We start from the raw sequence: 16,745 nt of genomic DNA on the forward strand, positions 1-16,745 counted from the left end.
CTAGGCCCGCTCAGAGCGTCCGGGCAAGATAGCCCATCATATTGCCGCCCATGATCTTGGCGATCTGCTGCTCGCTCAGCCCTTGGTCCAGAAGCGCCTGGGTCAGGGCCGCCAGATGCGCCGCGTCGAAGGGCACCCCGACCGACCCGTCGAAATCCGAGCCGAGCGAGACATGGTCCTCGCCCAAAAGTGCTATGGCGGCGCGAATGGCGCGCGCGATGTCGGCGGGCGTATCGCCGCAGACCACGTCGCCCCAATAGCCGATCCCGACCAGCCCGCCCCGCTTTGCGATGGCCTTGAGCAGCGCATCGTCCAGGTTGCGCGGGCTGGGGCAATGGCTGCGGATGCCGGTATGGGACAGGATCGGGCGCGTGCCGGGGATGGCCAGCACGTCGCGCACCATTTGCGGGCTGGCATGGGCCAGGTCGATGATCATGCGCTTGGCCATCATCTCTTCGACCACCTGCCGGCCAAAGGGGGTCAGGCCGGTTGCACCGCCGTCGCCATGCAGGCTGCCGCCGAGCTGGTTGTCGAAGAAATGCGTCAGGCCAAGCAGGCGGAACCCCGCGCCGTAAAGCACCTGGAGGTTGGCGATCTCTCCCTCCAGCGGGTGCGCCCCTTCGGCGCCCAGGATGGCGCCCACGGTCCTGGCGCCGTTCTGGCGGGCGGCCAGCAGGGTTTGCAGATCCTGGGCCGAGCGGATCAGCATCAGCCGGTCGGGCGCGCGCTCGGCCGCGGCGCGCAGGGCGGCGGCCTGGACCAGCGCACGTTCCTTGAGGCTGAACCAGCTGGCCGGCGACCGCAACTGGCCGATGAAAAGCGGTGTTATGTTGTCGGGCGCCTGGGCGGAGTTATGGCCGTAATTCTGGCCGCGCGGGCTTTTGGTGACGGTGGTGAAGACCTGCACCGCCACATTGCCGGCCGCAAGCCGGGGCACATCGACATGGCCGCGCCGGGCATGGTCGAGCAGATCACGGTCCCACAGCAACGCGTCCGAATGCCAGTCGCCGATCACCAACCGCTGGTGCAGCGCATCGGCCTGGGGCGATACGGGCCAGCCCCCGTCCGGCATGGCCACCGGATTCAGGCGGCGCTCGACAAGGCCCGGCCCCCAGATGGCCAGAACCGCCGCGGCGAGAACCGCCAGCGCCAGAAGCCAAAGGATGATGCGCCGGATCATGCGGATCATGCCGCCCCCTTTTTTCTACGTTTCACGCCAGGATAGGCCAGCCCGGCGCCGCATGCGACGGAAAAACCGCCGCAGCGGGTGCGGCGGGCAAAGGGGGGGGCTTTGCCCCCATCCCTTCGGGATTCCCCCAGGATATTTCGACACGAAAGAAGGGCGCGCGCATGACGCTAATCTTCGCGGAAGGCGCGCGTGAAGTAATCCGCCAGGGGTTTGAGCAGATAGGCAAGGGGGCTGCGCTCTCCGGTCTGGACATAGACCTCGACCGGCATGCCGGGGATGAGGTCGAGGCCGCGGAGCTTTTCCGCTTCGGAGGCGGAGATCGTCACCTCGGCCCGGTAATAGGGCACCTGCGTGACCGGGTCGACCAGCGTGTCGGGTGAAACGCGGCTCAACTGTCCGGTGATCTCGGGCGTGCTGCGCGACGAAAACGACGAAAAGCGCAACGCCACGTCCTGTCCGGGATGCACTTCGTCGACATTGATGGTGGCGATGCGCGCGGTGACCACCAGCGGCCGGTCCTGGGGGATGATGAACATGACCGGATCGGCGGGGCGGATCACCGAGCGCGGCGTCGTCACCTGCAATTCCTGGACCACGCCCGAGACCGGCGCGCGGATTTCCAGCCGGGCGATGCTTTCGCTGAGTGCGCGGCGGCGCTCGGCCAGCTCCAGTTCGCGATAGCCCAATTCGCGCAGTTCGGTTTCGGCGGCTTCGCGCCGCGTCGCGGTCCTTTCCAGCCGCGACAGGTCGATTTCGGCCAATTGCGTGACGGCGCGGGCGCGCGAGGCTGTGGCTTCGCCCAGAAGACCGTCGAGCCGCGCCGCTTCGCGTTCCAGTGCCAGCACCCGCGGCGCTTGCGCCAGGCCCTTTTCCAGCAGCGACCGCTGGTCGCGCAGTTCCTGGGTGATAAAGCCACGCTGTCGTTGCAGGGCGTCGGCCTGGGCATCGACGCCGTCGATCTGCGATTGCACCTGTTCGGCCTGTTTCGCAAGCTGGCCCAGGGATTGTTCCAGCGTGTCCAGCCGCGCCAGGAACAGGCTCGACTGCCCATCCAGCAGGGCGCGCAGTTCGGGGCGGGTTGCACTGGCCTCGACCAGGTCCGGCGGGAAGGTGATCGTCTTGCGGTCGGCACGCTCGGCTTCGAGCCGGCCGCGGCGGGCGAGGATTTCGAAATACTGCCCCTCGACGATGGTGCGTTCGGTATTCAGAAGCGCCCCGTCCAGCCGGATCAGCGGCTGGCCGGCCGCCACCTCCTGGCCGTCATGGATCAGGATTTCGGCGACCACGCCGCCATCGGGATGCTGCACGACCTGGCGGCGCTGCTCGACCTCGACCTGGCCGGGGGCGACGACGGCGCCCGAGATCCGCGCGCTCCAGGCCCAGAGCCCGAAGCCGCCGACCAGCACCAGCATCGCCACGAGCCCCAGCAGGACCGGGCCGCGCGCCGACCATTCGGGACGGATGCGCGCGGCGAGCGGCTGGCTGGCCAAGCCCTTGGGCGCCACCGGCAGGCTTTCGACCGGCGCCAGCCGGGTTTGATCGGGCTGGGTCATGTCACGCCTCCGCCATGGCCCTGGGCGCGAACGATCTGATCGGCGTTCTTGACCAGCGATTTCAGCACCTCGTCGCGCGGGCCGAAGGCGCGGCGCAGCCCCTGGTCCAGCACCAGCAGCAATTCGCATTCGCTGATGGCCGCGGGGCGATGCGCCATGATGATGACCGCGCCGCCGCGCGTCTTGATGGTGCGGATCGCCTGGTTCAGCGCCGCCGACCCCTCGTTGTCGAGGTTGGAATTCGGCTCGTCCAGCACGAAGAGCACCGGGTCGGCGTAAAGCGCCCGCGCCAGGCCGATGCGCTGGATCTGGCCGCCGGAAAGCTGGCCGCCGGCCTGGCTGACGCGGGTGTCATAGCCCTGCGGCAAGTCCAGGATCATGCGATGCGCGGCTGCGGCGCTGGCTGCGGCGACGACGCGCTGCGGGTCCGGCGCGGGACCGAGGCGGGCGATGTTCTCGGCAATGGTGCCGTCAAACAGCGTGACCTGTTGCGGAAGATAGCCGATCAGCCCGCCCAGCACGTCTGGGTCGTATTGATCCAGCGTCGCGCCGCCCAGCCGGACCGAGCCCGAGGCGATGGGCCAGGCGCCGATCAGCGCCCGCGCCAGGCTGGTCTTGCCCGCGCCCGAAGGGCCGATCACCCCAAGCGCCTGGCCGGGGCCCAGATCCAGGCTGACCCCGCGCAGCACCGCGGCCCCCTGGCCGGGAGGCACGACCGCCAGGTTGCGGATTTCCAGCCGCGCCTCGGGCCGGGGCAGGGGCGTGCGCCGGGCCGGCGGCGGCCGGCGCGACAGCAATTCCCCCAGCCGCTTCCAGCCATCCTGGGCGCGCTGGACGATCGACCAGCCGCCCACCACCTGTTCGATCGGGGCCAGCGCCCGGCCCATCAGGATGGACGAGGCGATCATGGCGCCCGGCGACACCTCTTGGCGCAGCACCAGCCAGGCGCCGGCGGCCAGGATGGCGCTTTGCAGGAACAGCCGGAAGGTGCGGGAAAAGACGGTGAAGCCGGTGGCCCGGTCATTGGCGCGCATCGTCGCTTCGGTCGCGGCGTCGCGCGCCGCCTGCCAGCGCCGCAAGGCCGCCCCCCGCATGCCGAGCGAGCCGATCACCTCGCCCTCGTCGCGGTAAAGATCGGACATGCGTTCGGCGGACTGGCCGGCAATGGCGGCGCGTTGCAGCATATCGCGGCCAAGCCACTGGTTGAGCAGCGTCGCCACGACCAGCACCACCAGCCCCGCCATCGCCACCGCGCCCAGCAGCGGGTGAAAGACAAAGACCGCCGCCAGGAAGAACGGCGCCCAGGGCAGGTCGAACAGCGCCATCAGCACCGGCGAGGCGATCAGCCGCTGCACCGCTTCCAGGTCGCGCATGCCGCCGCGCACGGCCAGGTCCGAGCCCGCGGCCTGCCCGTCTTGCAGCGCTGCGGTAAAGACCCGCTCTTCCATCCGTTCCTGGAAGCGGGCGGCGATCCGGGCCATGACCCGGTTGCGCGCCAGGTCGATCACCCCCATCAGCACGAACAGGAACACCACCAGCAGGAAAAGCGCCGTCAAGGTTTCGACTGACCGGCTGGCCAGGACGCGGTCATAGACCTGCATCATGAACAGCGGCCCGGTCAGCATCAGCAGGTTCACTGCAAAGGAAAACAGGCCGACGATGCCATAAAGCTGCCAGCCGGTGCGGCGGGCCGATTTCAATTCGTCCAGGCCGTCATGTCGCATCGGCGGCAAGGCCATGCCGGTTCCTTCCTCGTTAACCTGACCGGGCTTGCCCGGAATACCCGCAGCGCATATCCCAGGATATAGCGGGGAAACAGCCCGTTTCCGCCCTTATGTCCATCCCGAATCGCGTCAGATTCCAGTCTATAGTAGCAGAAGGTTATCAAAAGCTTGCGCGCCAGCGTCCTTTCCTTGGCCTTCCTTGCCGCCGGCCTGCTGTCGGCCTGTGCCCCTGCCGCGCCGGACCGCGGCGGCATCCATGACCCTTACGAGCCGGTGAATCGCCGGGTCCACGCCTTCAACCGCGGCCTTGATGCCCATGTCGTCAAGCCTTTGGGCGGCGGGCTTGCGGGCGGACAGGGCGGCGGCGGGATCGGCGGCCATGCCGTTCAGGCGCTAGGCAATTTCGGCTCGAACCTGGGGCAGCCGGGCAGGGTGGTGAACCACCTGCTGCAAGGCAGGCCGGGTCCGGCGGCGCGCGGCACCCTGCGCTTTTTGGTGAACACCACGGTCGGGTTGGCGGGGTTCCTGGACCCGGCCGCCAGCGATTTCGCCCTGCCCGAGGAGGATACCGATTTCGGCCAGACGCTGGCCCGCTGGGGCGTCGGCGAAGGGGCCTATCTGGAACTGCCGCTGGTCGGCCCCTCGACCGGGCGCGATGTGCTGGGACGGGTCGTGGACCTGGCCATCGACCCGATGCGCGGCTGGCTGAATCGCGATCAGTATCTGATCGGCATGGGCGCGCGGCTTGCTTCAAAAGCCAGTGAGCGGGGCCGGTTCGGCGATTCCGTCGATTCCATCCTGCACGAAAGCGCCGATAGTTATGCCCAGACGCGGCTGATCTGGTTGCAGCATCGCCGCCACGAACTGGGCGAGGAAGGAGAATACATTGACCCTTATGCCGAATGACACGCGCCGCGGCTTCCTGGGCCTGATCGGCGCCGGGCTGGCCGCCGCCGCCCGACCGGCCTGGGCGCTGGACACGGGCCAGGCGCGGGCGCTGATCGAGAAATCCCTGGCCGAGGTCTATGCCGTCATCAATTCCGGCCAGCCGGCGGCACAGATGTATCGCGCCTTCGAGGCGATCTTCGCCCGCCATGCCGATGTCGAGATCATCGCCCGCTCGGCCCTGGGCCCGGCGGCGCGGCAGGCGGGCGCGGCCGAGTTCGCCGCCTATCGCCAGGCGTTCCAAGGCTATATCGGCCGCAAATACGGCAAGCGCTTCCGCGAGTTCATCGGCTCGAAGATCGAGGTGACGGGCGCCAAGCCGGTTAAATCCTTCTTCGCCGTGACCTCGGTCGCCTATCTCAAGGGGCGCAGCCCGATGGAGGTGGAATGGCATGTCTCGGACAAGTCCGGGGAAAGCCGCTATTTCAACATCATCATCGAGGGGGTGAACATGCTCGCCTCGGAACGGGCCGAGATCGGGGCGATGCTGGCGCGGCACAAGGGCGACCTGGCGGCGCTGACGGCGGATCTGCAACAGGCCGGCTGAGGTTGGCGCCGCCGAAGGAAAAGGCCGGTCCTGCGGGACCGGCCTTTTTTCATTCCTGATAGACGCCCTGGATGCCGCGCAGCGCCTGGGTCAGCGCGTCGTCGCCGCCTGCTTCGCCGCCATCGGCGCCGGGGGGCGGCATCTCGGCATCCGGCCCGCTGGTGACGGTTTCGGCCGGGAACAGCGGCGGGCCGCCCGGTGCCTGCACGCCCGGATCGGGCAGGGCGCGCCCGGCCTCGGCCATCGGCAGCGCCTGATCCTGGACCTGATTCTGGCCCTGGCCTTGGGGCGAGGGCTGGCCAAGCGCCTCGGACAGCGCGGCGGCCAGCGGGTCGGCGGCGCCATCGCCGCCGGTGCTGACCACCTGCGGCACGGCGCTGTCGGGGTCAAAGGCAAAGCTGCCCAGCGATTCGACCGGCAGTCCGTCGTGGATCTCGGCCATCACCGCCTGCCAGATCTCGGCAGGCAGCCCGCCGCCGGTCACGCCCTTCAGCGGCGTGTTGTCGTCATAGCCCATCCAGACGCCGGTGACATATTGCCCGGTAAAGCCGATGAACCAGGCGTCGCGATAGCTGGAGGTGGTGCCGGTCTTGCCCGCCGCCGGACGGCCGGGCAGCCGGGCGCGGCTGCCGGTGCCGCCTTCGATCACCTGCTGCATCATGCCGATCAGTTCGCGCGCCGCCTTTTGCGAGATGACCCGCTGGCCCATGCCGCCGGCCTGGCCGATCAGCGCCTGGTCATCGCCCTTGATGCGCAGCTCGACCAGGCCATAGGGGCTGACGGCGGTGCCGCCGTTGCGGATGCCCGCATAGGCGCCCGTCATGTTCAGAAGCGTCGATTCCGACACGCCCAGCCCCAGCGAAGGGCCGCTGGCCAGGTCGTCGGCAAAGCCGAAATCGCGGGCCACGCGGCGCACGGCGTCGCGCCCGGCGATTTCTTGCAGGCGGATCGTGGCGGTATTCAGCGACTGGGTCAGCGCGCGGGTCAGCGTCACCTCGCCGGCATAGCGGCGGGTATAGTTCTGCGGCGACCAGGGACCCGAACCGCGCACGTTGATGGTCAGCGGCGCGTCCTGTACCGTGTCGTTGGGGCTGTAGCCCTGGTCCAGCGCCGCGGCAAAGACAAAGGGCTTGAAGCTGGAGCCGGTCTGCCGCTTGGCCTGGGTCGCACGGTTGAAGGTGCCTATGGCGGTGCTGTCGCGCCCGCCGATCATGGCGCGCACCGCGCCGTCGGGCGACATCACCACCACGGCGGCCTGCGCCTTGGAGCCGTCGGCGACCTTCTCGTCGAAGATGCGCGTCAGCGCCCGTTCGGCGGCGCGCTGGACGCGCTGGTCGAAGGTGGTGGTGATCGTGACATCCTCGGTCGTCTCGCTGGTCAGAAAGCCGGGGCCGGATTCCATCACCCAATCGGCGAAATAGCCGCCGGCCCGCGCGGCCGCCGCCTTGGACAGCGCCGCCGGCTGCGCCTTGGCCTGGGCAAGCTGGCCGTCGTCCAGATAGCCCTGGTCGTGCATCAGCCCCAGGATGACCGTGGCCCGGTCCTGTGCGCGTTGCAGGTTCGAGGTCGGCGCGAAATAGCTGGGCGCCTTGAGCAGGCCGGCCAGCATCGCCGCCTCGGGGGCGTTCACCTCGGCCGCCGACTTGCTGAAATAGCGCTGCGATGCCGCCTCGAAGCCGCGCGCCCCGGCGCCCAGATACGAGCGGTTCATATAGATGTTGAGGATGTCTTCCTTGGAGTATTTCGCCTCCATGGCCAGCGCATAGGGGACTTCCTTGATCTTGCGCCAGATCGACGATTTGCGGCATTCGGCCTCGAACTCGGCCTCGGATTTCCAGCGGATGGGGTCGAAGGTCTCGCCCAGGCAGAGCAGCTTGGCCACCTGCTGGGTGATGGTCGAGCCGCCATTGCCTTCCAGCGGCCCTCGGCCCTCGGCCATGTTGATCTTGATGGCGCTGGCGATGCCGCGTGGCGAGACGCCGAGATGCTGGAAGAACCGCTTGTCCTCGGTCGCGACCACCGCGTCCTTCAGGACCGGCGCGATCTTGTCGGCGCTGACCATGCCGAAGGTTTCCCCGCGCCAGGCGAAAACCCGCCCTTCGTTGTCCAGCATCGTGACCGAGCCGCGGGCCCGGCCGTCGAACAGCGCCGAGGGTTCGGGCAGCGTGGTGTAGAAGTAAAAGCTGGCCAGGCCGAGAATCAGCGCCAGCGTCAGCCCCAGCCGCCAGAAGCTGCCCCAGATCACCCGCCAGACCAAGGACACGAATCCGGCGATGGCGCGCGTCACCACATTGCCGCGCCGCGCGCGCTTGCGCGGCCTGCCAGAGGCGGCGGCGGACCGCTGTTTCGGCTTTGGGGGGCTTGGTCGAAATTGCGCTTGTCCGCGACAATGCGGCCCTTGCCGGTCGGTTTCTTCATGCCTGCTTTCCTGCCCGGCCGATTGCTCCGGCCCGTTGGCGCGCAACATACATCAAAGCCCCCGGCTTGAGAACCGCGATGACCGATCAGTGAACTGCCGCGAGCAGGCGCAAAGCCCCGCCGGCCTGCCGCTATTTCGGGCAGCGCCGGGGCCGGGCCGGCCAAGCGCCGCCAAGATCTTGCCCAGGCCCCGCGGCGCCGGGTTTCCTGGCCGGGACGCGGCTGCCGCGATGCAGAAAGAAGGTGCAGGAAAGATGATGAAACCAACCGCGATGCAATCCGCGATCCCGGCGCTGGCCCTGCCGGTGGCGGTGCTGGCCCTGCCGGCGCTGGCCCAGGACGGCCCGGCCGCCGCCATGCAGGCGGCCGCGCCCGTGCTGGACAAGGGCGACACCACCTGGATGATGATTTCCGCCATCCTGGTCATGGCGATGGCCATCCCCGGCCTGGCGCTGTTCTATGGCGGGCTGGTGCGCGCCCGCAACATGCTGTCGGTGCTGATGCAGGTCTTTACCGTCTTCTGCATCATGGCGATCCTGTGGGTCGCCTTTGGCTATTCCCTGGCCTTCACCGGCGCGGCATCGGCTGACGAGGCAACTTGGCTGACCCCGTTCATCGGCGGCTTTTCTAAGGCGTTCCTGGCCGGCGTGGACAGCTCGTCCCTGGCCGAGACCTTCAGCACCAATGTCTATGTGCCGGAATATGCCTTTATCATCTTCCAGATGGCCTTTGCCTGCCTGGCGCCGGCGCTGATCGTCGGCGCCACGGTCGAGCGGATGAAGTTCGCGGCCGTGCTGGCCTTTGTGGCGATCTGGTTCGTCTTCTCCTACCTGCCGATGGCGCATATGGTCTGGTGGTGGGGCGGCCCCTCGGCCCATGACGCGCCCGGCGGGTTCCTGTTCGGGCATGGCGATCTGGATTTCGCCGGGGGCACGGTCATCCATATCAATGCAGGCGTCGCGGGGCTGGTCGCCGCGGTGGTCGTCGGTCCCCGGCTTGGCCATGGCCGGGAACTGATGGCGCCGCACAACCTGCCCTTTACCTTCCTGGGCGGCTGCCTGCTGTGGATCGGCTGGTTCGGCTTCAATGCCGGCTCGAACATGGAGGCGACCGGCACCGCGGCCCTGGCGATCCTGAACACCACCGTCGCCACCGCCGCCGCGGCCTTGGCCTGGGCCTTTGGTGAATGGTTCCTGCGCGGCCACCCCTCGCTTCTGGGCGGGGTCTCGGGCGCCATCGCCGGGCTGGTCGGCATCACGCCCGCCGCCGGCTTCGTCGGCCCGATGGGCGCCATCGCCATCGGCTTGGCGGCGGGTTTCCTGTGCATGTGGTTCGTCATCAGCCTGAAAGCGCGGCTGGGCGTGGATGAAAGCCTGGACGTGTTCGGCATCCACGGCGTGGGCGGCATCGTCGGCGCGATCCTGACCGGCGTCTTTGCCGCGCCGTCGCTGGGCGGGTCGGGCATTTACGACTATGCGACCGAATCGGTGGCAGCCGGCTATGACATGCTGGGCCAGGTCATGATCCAGGCCATGGGGGTGATCGTGGCGGCGGCCTGGTCGGGGGTCGTGTCGTTCGTCGCGCTGATGATCGTCAAGGCGGTGATCGGCCTGCGGGTCCCGGACCAGGAAGAGCGGCAGGGGCTGGACATCGCCACCCATGGCGAAAGCGCCTATAACAGCTAGGCAGGCCCAAGGCCGAAAGGAAAAGCCCGGCGCCAGGCCGGGCTTTTTCGTTGGCGGTCAGGACAGGCGAGAGACCACGAAATCCGCCAGATCCGCCAGGATCCGGCGCAGCGGCTGGTCGGGCGCGGCTTGCAGCGCGGCCTTGGCCCGGCCGGCCCAGGCGATGGCGTCGGCGCGCGCGGTTTCCAGCGCCCCGCGGCGGTGCAGGATTTCCAGCGCCGTGGCCAGGTCGGCCTTTTCCTGGCGGCCCTGGCCGATGGTGCGTTCCCAGAAGGCGCGCTCGGCTTCGTCGGCGCCGGCGATGGCCTTGATCACCGGCAGGGTCAGCTTGCGCTCGCGGAAATCGTCGCCGACATTCTTGCCGATGGCCGTGGTCGAGCCGCCGTAGTCCAGCAGGTCGTCGACGATCTGGAAGGCGATCCCCAGCGCGTCGCCGTAATCGAACAGCGCCCGCTGCACCACCGGGTCGGCGCCCGAGACCACCGCCCCCGCCTCGGTCGCGGCGGAAAACAGCGCCGCGGTCTTGCCGCGCACGATCTGGATATAGGTGTCCTCGCTGGTCGCGATATCCTGGGCGGCGGTCAGTTGCAGCACCTCGCCCTCGGCGATGGTGGCGCTGGCATTGGCCAGGATGCGCATGACCTGCATGCTTTCCGTGTCCGCCATCAACTGGAAGCTGCGCGCGAACAGGTAGTCGCCGACCAGAACGCTGGACTTGTTGTCCCACAGAAGGTTGGCCGTCGGCCGGCCGCGCCGCTGCCGGCTTTCGTCGACCACGTCGTCATGCAGCAGCGTGGCGGTATGAATGAACTCGACCGCGGCGGCCAGCAGGATGTGGCTGTCGCCGCCATAGCCGCACAGCCGCGCCGCCGCCAGCACCAGCAGCGGCCGCAGCCGCTTGCCGCCGGCTTCGACCAGATGCGTGGTCACTTCGGGAATGCGGGGGGCGTGGCGGCTGGCCATGCGTTCGCGGATCAGCGCATTGACCCGGTCCATATCGCCGGCAAGTTCCGCCGAAAGCCGGTCCAGCGGCTTGGAGACGTTTTCGTTCATGCCCATCAGCTATCCCCTTTCGCCGCATGCCATTGCCACGCCATGGACACATGCGCAACAGCCGCGTAACTTTCCCAAGTCATGAAAGAGCTTCTGCGCACCACCGACCCGCTTTTGATCACCCGCGCCGCCGACCTGCTGGCGGCCGAGGGAATCCAGTCCTTTCCGCTGGACCAGCACATGAGCGTGCTGGAGGGCTCGCTGGGCATATTGCCGCGCCGGCTGATGGTGGCGGATCGCGACCTGTTCATGGCGCGCGCCATCCTGCGGGACAATCGCGTCCACCATGGTTGACGACCTGCGCGAGGACGGGTTCCTCGGCGGCCGGCTGCGCATCGTCCAGCCGGCGCGCGGTTATCGCGCCGGGGCCGATGCGGTGATGCTGGCCGCCGCCTGCCCGGCGCGGGCGGGGCAATCGGCGCTGGAACTGGGATGCGGGGCAGGGGTGGCGATGCTGTGCCTGGGCGCGCGGGTGCCCGGCCTGCGCCTGGCGGGGCTGGAGGTGCAGCCGGCCTATGCCGAACTGGCGCGACGGAATGCCGCAGCCAATGCCATCGCCGCCGAACTGCATCAGGGCGACCTGGCCCGGATGCCTGCCGCCCTGCGCGACCGGGACTTTGACCATGTCATCGCCAATCCGCCCTATTTCCTTGACGGGCCGTCCGCGCCGGATGCCGGCCGCGGCCTGGCCCGGCACGAACAGGTGCCGCTGGCGCTGTGGGTCCGGGCGGGGCTGCGCCGGTTGCGGCCGGGGGGCTGGCTGACGCTGATCCAGCGCGCCGACCGGCTGGCGGCGGTGCTGGCCGCGCTGGACGGGCGGGCCGGCGCGATCACGATCCTGCCAGTTGCGGCGCGCCAGGGGCGCGATGCGGGCCGGGTGATCGTTGCGGCCCGCAAGGGTGCGCGGGCGCCGCTGCGCCTGCTATCGCCCTTTGTCATGCACGAAAAACCGTCACATTCGGCCGATGCCGAGGATCTGACCGCAGCCGCGCAGGCGGTTTTGCGCGAGGGTGCGTCACTTTCGCTCGGCGGGCGGGATTCCCGGTGACAATGTGACGATTCTGTGCTGCAATTCCTGGGTTCGATCAATCCAAGAGGAGGACGAAATGTCGGTTGAATCCCATGTTCAGGAGCTTCGCCGCAAACATCAGTCGCTTTCGAATGCCATCGAGGCCGCGCATCGCAGCCCCGCCATGGATGACCTTGCCATCGCCCAGATGAAGAAGGAAAAACTTCGCCTCAAGGAAGAGATCTCGCGCCTGTCGCATTGACCCGCGGCTAGGGCGGGCCCGGCCCGCCCAAAGGCTGGAACCTGGAATCAGAAACGGCCCGCGAGATGTCGCGGGCCGTTGCCTGTTCCGGGCAGCGGTTCAGACGACGAACTGGCCGCCATTGGCGCTGATGGTCGAGCCGGTGATGAAGCCGGCATCTTCGGACGCGAGGAACACCACGCAGCGCGCGATTTCTTCGGGCTCGCCCAGGCGGCCGACGGGGATCTGGGGGATGATGCGTTCGTTCAGCACCTTTTCGTCGATGGCGCGCACCATCTCAGTGCCGATATAGCCGGGGCAGATCGCGTTCACGGTGATGCCGGCACGCGCGCCTTCCTGGGCCAGCGCCTTGGTAAAGCCCAGGTCGCCGGCCTTGGCGGCGGAATAGTTCGCCTGGCCGGCCTGGCCCTTTTGCCCGTTGATCGAGCTGATATTGACGATGCGGCCATATTTGCGGTCGCGCATCCCCGACCAGACCGGGTGGGTCATGTTGAAAAGCCCGGTCAGGTTGGTGTCGATGACCTCTTTCCACTGCTGGGGGGTCATCTTGTGGAACATGGCGTCGCGGGTGATCCCGGCATTGTTGACCAGGATGTCGATCGGGCCCAGTTCCTCCTCGATGCGGCGGATGCCGGCGGCGCAGGCGTCGTAATCCGCCACCGACCATTTATAGGTCTGGATGCCGGTTTCCTCGGTAAAGGCGCGGGCCGCATCGTCATTGCCCGCATAGGTCGCCGCGACGGTATGACCCGCCTGTTTCAGCGCCTTAGAGATCGCCGCGCCGATGCCGCGCGAGCCGCCGGTCACAAGGGCCACTCTTGCCATTTCTCGTCCCCCTTTGAAAATGGTCGTGAAATTGTGTTACCGAAGCGCGGATGCGCGCGCAAGATAGTTGCGCGCGCATTTCTGCGATCAGGGGCGTTCCAGGCACATCGCGACACCCATGCCGCCGCCGATGCACAGGGTGGCCAGGCCTTTTTTCGCCTGGCGGCGCTGCATTTCGAACAGCAGCGTGTTCAGGATGCGGCAGCCCGAGGCGCCGATCGGGTGGCCGATGGCGATGGCGCCGCCGTTGACGTTCACCACCGACGGATCCCAGCCCATGTCGCGGTTGACGGCGATGGCCTGGGCGGCAAAGGCCTCGTTCGCCTCGACCAGGTCCAGGTCTGCGGCGGTCCAGCCGGCCTTTTCCAGCGCCTTGCGGCTGGCGGGAATCGGGCCGCTGCCCATGATCTGCGGATCGACGCCCACGGTCGCATAGGAGGCGATGCGCGCCAGCGGCGTCAGGCCGCGCCGCGCCGCCTCGTCCTCGGTCATGACCAGCACGGCGGCGGCGCCGTCGTTCAGCCCCGAGGCATTGGCCGCGGTGACGGTGCCTTCCTTGCTGAAGGCCGGGCGCAGCTTTTGCATGGCGTCCAGGGTAGCGCCATGGCGGATGTATTCGTCGGCATCGACCACCGTTTCGCCCTTGCGGGACTTGATGGTCACGGGCACGATCTCGTCGGCGAACTTACCGGCCTTTTGCGCGGCTTCGGCCTTGTTTTGCGAGGCGACGGCAAATTCGTCCTGATCGGCCCGCGCGATTTCCCACTTGGCGGCGACATTCTCGGCGGTGGTGCCCATGTGATAGTCGTGGAAAGCGTCCCACAGCCCGTCCTTGATCATGGTATCCAGCATCTTCATGTCGCCCATCTTCTGCCCGGCGCGGATATAGGCGGCATGGGGGGCCAGCGACATGGATTCCTGGCCGCCGGCCGCGACGATCCTGGCATCGCCCAAAATCACCTGCTGCGCCGCCAGCGCGACCGAGCGTAGGCCGGAACCGCAGACCTGGTTGATGATCCAGGCCGCCGATTCCCGCGGAAAGCCCGCATTCACATGGGCCTGGCGGGCGGGGTTCTGGCCCTGGGCGGCCGTCAGGACCTGGCCCAGGATGGTTTCGGACACCTCGGCCGGATCGACGCCGGCGCGTTCGACGACGGCCTTGAGCACGATCGCGCCCAGCTCGTGCGCGGGCATGTTCGCAAAGGATCCCAGAAAGCTGCCGACAGGTGTTCGGGCGGCGGAAACGATTACGGCTTTGGTCATGACAGGGCTCCTTCCCAGATGGCGAAAGTATCGGTACAGGAAGACTGTTTGCCGTTTCATTATCCGAGGTCAAGCGGACTTGGTCGCGCCACGGCCGCCGGAAAGGATCGCGGCCGCGGCCTGCATGGGGCCGGGTTCCGGCCCGGCGCGGCCAGCAGATGCTGCAATTGCGAATGCGCGGCTTTGCGCCGCAGCATGAAACAGCTGGCCAAGGCCGCCTGGACCCGTTGCAGGTGGCGCGCTGCGATCAGCTGCGGCGCGCGGCCGAATGGGGCGATTTCCAGGGCGGTACGATGGTCGGCGCGCCGAAATAGTAGCCTTGCAGGCAGTCGATTCCCATGTCGATCAGGAAGGCAGCGTCATCCGCCGTCTCGACCGATTCCGCGACCGTGAACATGTCGAAATGATGCGCGATGGATTGCAGCGCCCGCGTCAGCACCTGGTTGTCGCGCTGTTCGGCGATGTCGCGGATGAACTGGCCGTCGATCTTGATCATGTCGAAGCAGAAATCCCGCAGATAGCGGAAAGAGGTATAGCCGGCGCCGAAATCGTCCAGCGCAAAGCTGACGCCCCGAGCCTGCAATTCCTGCATGAACTGCCCGACCAGTTCCGGCAGGCCCATGGCCGAGCTTTCGGTGATTTCCAGGATCAGCCGTTCCGCGATGCTGTCATCCCCGCCCATGCCGTCATGCAGCGCGCGCAGCCAGGCCGGATAGCCGATGGAACGCGCCGACATGTTGATCGACAGGCGCAATGACGGTTCTTCGGCCAGGGATTTCAGCCCCAGCGATAGCGACAGGCAGTCGATCTGCCGCCCAAGCTCGGTCGTTTCGGCCAGGGGCATGAAGTCGCGCAGCGGCACGATGCGGCCGGTTTCGTCAATGATTCGGATCAGCCCTTCATGGAACGCGGCATGGTCGGGCCGGTCGGCCTGCACCACGGGTTGATAGGCCAGAACCGCGTCGCCGCGCGATACCGCGCGCCGCACCGTTGCCATCGTCACCCGCGATTGCTGGTCGACGACGAAATCCAGCGGGGAGGCCGTTTCGGGTTGCGAATCGATATATTCAGTCATGCCAAGCTCCTGTCATCGCCTGAACTCTGGCGATCATCTGCTAAGATCGGGTAAACTGGAGCCATATTTTCGACTCGAGGTTAACCGATCCTTGCCCGACCTGACGGAACGCTGCGCCTGGTGCGGCACCGACCCGCTTTACGTCGCCTATCACGACCATGAATGGGGCGTGCCGGAATATGATTCGCGCGCGCTTTGGGAAAAGCTGGTGCTGGACGGGTTCCAGGCCGGGCTGAGCTGGATCACCATCCTGCGCAAGCGCGACGCCTTTCGCGAGACCTTCGAAGGCTTCGACCCCCAGCGCGTCGCCGCCTGGGGCGAGGCCGAGGTGGCGCAGGCCCTGCAAAACCCCGGCATCGTCCGCCATCGCGGCAAGATCGAGGCGGCCGTCAAGGGCGCGCGGCTGTTTCTGGAGATCGAGGAGGCGCAGGGGTTTTCGCCCTTTATCTGGTCCTTCGTCGGCGGCCGGCCGATCCAGAACCGCTTCAGCGCCATGAGCCAGGTCCCGGTCAAGACGCCGCAATCCGAAGCCATGGCCAAGGCCTTGAAAAAGCGTGGCTTCAATTTTTGCGGGCCGGTGATCACCTATGCCTTCATGCAGGCTTGCGGGCTGGTCAACGACCATATGGCCCATTGCCCGGCCCATGCCCGCGTCAGGGCGCTGTCGCCTGCCTGACCAGTTCCTTGGCCGCGTCCGAGGACCAGTCCGCGCCACCGATCAGCCGCGCGATTTCCCGCCCGTCGCGGTCGATCAGCACCGTCACCGGCATCCCCATGACGCCCATCCCGCGCGCAAGGCCCTGGCGGGGGTCAAGAAGCACCGGCAGATGGGTGATGCCCTCTTCCTCCAGGAATTTCCTGACCGCGGGCGGCGGGTTGTGGCCGGCGGCGATGGCGACCACCTCGAAATCCTCGCCGCCCATCTGCGCCTGAAGCGCGTCGAGCGAGGGCATTTCCTCGCGGCAGGGGGCGCACCAGGTCGCCCAGAAATTCAGCAGCACCACCTTGCCCCGCCAGTCGGCCAGGCTGTGGGTGCCGCCCTCGGGGTCGGTGAACGCGGTCGCGGGCACGGGCGTCGGATCGGTCCGTTGCAGCTTGGCAAGCCCGCCGTCATGCGCGGCCTGCCAGTCGATTTCACCCGCCACAGCGGCATTTGCACCAAGGACCAGCGCCGTATAAAGAACCAGCCAACGCATT

17 protein-coding genes are annotated in these 16,745 nt (G+C 67.7%); 7 read left to right on the forward strand and 10 right to left on the reverse strand.

Annotated features, from left to right (window positions below; genetic code table 11):
* Positions 1–10: 10 nt before the first annotated feature.
* From F3H32_RS01700 to F3H32_RS01710, 3 genes are all read right to left on the reverse strand, one after another.
* A complete protein-coding gene (locus F3H32_RS01700; RefSeq protein ID WP_149763851.1) occupies positions 11–1,189 on the reverse strand; it encodes a dipeptidase in 1,179 nt (392 codons plus the stop codon).
* Between the two features lie 167 nt (positions 1,190–1,356).
* Positions 1,357–2,742, reverse strand: coding sequence for an HlyD family type I secretion periplasmic adaptor subunit (locus tag F3H32_RS01705; protein ID WP_149763853.1), 1,386 nt, complete (start codon positions 2,740–2,742; stop codon positions 1,357–1,359).
* On the reverse strand, positions 2,739–4,481 hold the full coding sequence (locus tag F3H32_RS01710; protein ID WP_149763855.1) for a type I secretion system permease/ATPase: 1,743 nt from the start codon (positions 4,479–4,481) through the stop codon (positions 2,739–2,741). The genes F3H32_RS01705 and F3H32_RS01710 overlap by 4 nt, the downstream gene beginning before the upstream one ends.
* Before the next feature lie 153 nt (positions 4,482–4,634).
* Between F3H32_RS01710 and F3H32_RS01715 the strand changes: the two genes are divergently transcribed.
* Positions 4,635–5,372, forward strand: coding sequence for an MlaA family lipoprotein (locus F3H32_RS01715; RefSeq protein ID WP_149763857.1), 738 nt, complete (start codon positions 4,635–4,637; stop codon positions 5,370–5,372).
* On the forward strand, positions 5,362–5,958 hold the full coding sequence (locus F3H32_RS01720; RefSeq protein WP_149764211.1) for an MlaC/ttg2D family ABC transporter substrate-binding protein: 597 nt from the start codon (positions 5,362–5,364) through the stop codon (positions 5,956–5,958). The genes F3H32_RS01715 and F3H32_RS01720 overlap by 11 nt, the downstream gene beginning before the upstream one ends.
* Positions 5,959–6,007: 49 nt before the next feature.
* Here the strand turns inward: F3H32_RS01720 and F3H32_RS01725 are convergent, their stop codons facing one another.
* Both F3H32_RS01725 and F3H32_RS18040 read right to left on the reverse strand, forming a co-directional pair.
* Positions 6,008–8,245 carry a transglycosylase domain-containing protein gene (locus tag F3H32_RS01725; RefSeq protein WP_223191316.1) on the reverse strand — a complete coding sequence of 746 codons (2,238 nt, stop codon included), beginning with the start codon at positions 8,243–8,245 and terminating at the stop codon, positions 6,008–6,010.
* Positions 8,242–8,376 carry a hypothetical protein gene (locus F3H32_RS18040; RefSeq protein ID WP_262494977.1) on the reverse strand — a complete coding sequence of 45 codons (135 nt, stop codon included), beginning with the start codon at positions 8,374–8,376 and terminating at the stop codon, positions 8,242–8,244. The genes F3H32_RS01725 and F3H32_RS18040 overlap by 4 nt, the downstream gene beginning before the upstream one ends.
* A gap of 257 nt (positions 8,377–8,633) precedes the next feature.
* Between F3H32_RS18040 and F3H32_RS01730 the strand changes: the two genes are divergently transcribed.
* The gene (locus tag F3H32_RS01730; RefSeq protein WP_394349604.1) at positions 8,634–10,061 is read left to right on the forward strand and encodes an ammonium transporter; all 1,428 of its coding nucleotides are present in this window, start codon (positions 8,634–8,636) and stop codon (positions 10,059–10,061) included.
* Positions 10,062–10,118: 57 nt separating this feature from the next.
* On the opposite strand, the gene F3H32_RS01735 is transcribed toward F3H32_RS01730, so the two are convergent.
* Positions 10,119–11,120 (reverse strand): polyprenyl synthetase family protein, encoded by a 1,002-nt coding sequence (locus F3H32_RS01735; RefSeq protein ID WP_149763861.1) that lies wholly within the window; start codon positions 11,118–11,120, stop codon positions 10,119–10,121.
* Positions 11,121–11,195: 75 nt separating this feature from the next.
* On the opposite strand from F3H32_RS01735, the gene F3H32_RS01740 reads away from it, so the two are divergent.
* From F3H32_RS01740 to F3H32_RS01750, 3 genes are read left to right on the forward strand one after another with little or no spacing between them, the layout of a single operon-like run.
* Positions 11,196–11,408: a putative signal transducing protein gene (locus F3H32_RS01740; RefSeq protein ID WP_115755184.1), complete on the forward strand. Its 213-nt coding sequence runs from the start codon at positions 11,196–11,198 to the stop codon at positions 11,406–11,408.
* Positions 11,401–12,162: a tRNA1(Val) (adenine(37)-N6)-methyltransferase gene (locus tag F3H32_RS01745; RefSeq protein WP_149763863.1), complete on the forward strand. Its 762-nt coding sequence runs from the start codon at positions 11,401–11,403 to the stop codon at positions 12,160–12,162. Before F3H32_RS01740 ends, F3H32_RS01745 begins: the two co-directional genes overlap by 8 nt.
* 58 nt (positions 12,163–12,220) lie before the next feature.
* The gene (locus F3H32_RS01750; protein ID WP_115755185.1) at positions 12,221–12,385 is read left to right on the forward strand and encodes a YdcH family protein; all 165 of its coding nucleotides are present in this window, start codon (positions 12,221–12,223) and stop codon (positions 12,383–12,385) included.
* A 99-nt stretch (positions 12,386–12,484) separates the two neighbouring features.
* On the opposite strand, the gene phbB is transcribed toward F3H32_RS01750, so the two are convergent.
* From phbB to F3H32_RS01765, 3 genes are all read right to left on the reverse strand, one after another.
* A complete protein-coding gene (phbB, locus tag F3H32_RS01755) occupies positions 12,485–13,210 on the reverse strand; it encodes a beta-ketoacyl-ACP reductase (RefSeq protein ID WP_115755186.1) in 726 nt (241 codons plus the stop codon).
* Between the two features lie 87 nt (positions 13,211–13,297).
* Positions 13,298–14,473, reverse strand: a complete 1,176-nt coding sequence (locus tag F3H32_RS01760) for an acetyl-CoA C-acetyltransferase (protein WP_149763865.1) — start codon at positions 14,471–14,473, stop codon at positions 13,298–13,300.
* Between the two features lie 247 nt (positions 14,474–14,720).
* Positions 14,721–15,548, reverse strand: a complete 828-nt coding sequence (locus F3H32_RS01765; RefSeq protein ID WP_149763867.1) for an EAL domain-containing protein — start codon at positions 15,546–15,548, stop codon at positions 14,721–14,723.
* Positions 15,549–15,639: 91 nt separating this feature from the next.
* Here F3H32_RS01765 and F3H32_RS01770 point away from each other — a divergent pair, with 91 nt between their 5' ends.
* Positions 15,640–16,224 (forward strand): DNA-3-methyladenine glycosylase I, encoded by a 585-nt coding sequence (locus tag F3H32_RS01770; RefSeq protein ID WP_149763868.1) that lies wholly within the window; start codon positions 15,640–15,642, stop codon positions 16,222–16,224.
* Here F3H32_RS01770 and F3H32_RS01775 read toward each other — a convergent pair.
* Positions 16,202–16,744: a TlpA disulfide reductase family protein gene (locus F3H32_RS01775; protein WP_149763870.1), complete on the reverse strand. Its 543-nt coding sequence runs from the start codon at positions 16,742–16,744 to the stop codon at positions 16,202–16,204. The two genes, F3H32_RS01770 and F3H32_RS01775, sit on opposite strands and share 23 nt — an antisense overlap.
* Position 16,745 lies beyond the last annotated feature (1 nt).

The sequence above is a fragment of the Paracoccus thiocyanatus genome, assembly GCF_900156255.1.
GTDB classification, from domain to species: Bacteria; Pseudomonadota; Alphaproteobacteria; order Rhodobacterales; family Rhodobacteraceae; genus Paracoccus; species Paracoccus thiocyanatus.

Bases quoted from the DNA above. Each gene is read 5' to 3' on its own strand.
- F3H32_RS01700 (WP_149763851.1), bottom strand. From the start codon at position 1,189: ATGATCCGCATGATCCGGCGCATCATCCTTTGGCTTCTGGCGCTGGCG.
- F3H32_RS01705 (WP_149763853.1), bottom strand. From the start codon at position 2,742: ATGACCCAGCCCGATCAAACCCGGCTGGCGCCGGTCGAAAGCCTGCCG.
- F3H32_RS01710 (WP_149763855.1), bottom strand. From the start codon at position 4,481: ATGGCCTTGCCGCCGATGCGACATGACGGCCTGGACGAATTGAAATCG.
- F3H32_RS01720 (WP_149764211.1), top strand. From the start codon at position 5,362: ATGCCGAATGACACGCGCCGCGGCTTCCTGGGCCTGATCGGCGCCGGG.
- F3H32_RS18040 (WP_262494977.1), bottom strand. From the start codon at position 8,376: ATGAAGAAACCGACCGGCAAGGGCCGCATTGTCGCGGACAAGCGCAAT.
- F3H32_RS01730 (WP_394349604.1), top strand. From the start codon at position 8,634: ATGAAACCAACCGCGATGCAATCCGCGATCCCGGCGCTGGCCCTGCCG.
- F3H32_RS01735 (WP_149763861.1), bottom strand. From the start codon at position 11,120: ATGGGCATGAACGAAAACGTCTCCAAGCCGCTGGACCGGCTTTCGGCG.
- F3H32_RS01740 (WP_115755184.1), top strand. From the start codon at position 11,196: ATGAAAGAGCTTCTGCGCACCACCGACCCGCTTTTGATCACCCGCGCC.
- F3H32_RS01745 (WP_149763863.1), top strand. From the start codon at position 11,401: ATGGTTGACGACCTGCGCGAGGACGGGTTCCTCGGCGGCCGGCTGCGC.
- F3H32_RS01750 (WP_115755185.1), top strand. From the start codon at position 12,221: ATGTCGGTTGAATCCCATGTTCAGGAGCTTCGCCGCAAACATCAGTCG.
- phbB (WP_115755186.1), bottom strand. From the start codon at position 13,210: ATGGCAAGAGTGGCCCTTGTGACCGGCGGCTCGCGCGGCATCGGCGCG.
- F3H32_RS01760 (WP_149763865.1), bottom strand. From the start codon at position 14,473: ATGACCAAAGCCGTAATCGTTTCCGCCGCCCGAACACCTGTCGGCAGC.
- F3H32_RS01765 (WP_149763867.1), bottom strand. From the start codon at position 15,548: ATGACTGAATATATCGATTCGCAACCCGAAACGGCCTCCCCGCTGGAT.
- F3H32_RS01775 (WP_149763870.1), bottom strand. From the start codon at position 16,744: ATGCGTTGGCTGGTTCTTTATACGGCGCTGGTCCTTGGTGCAAATGCC.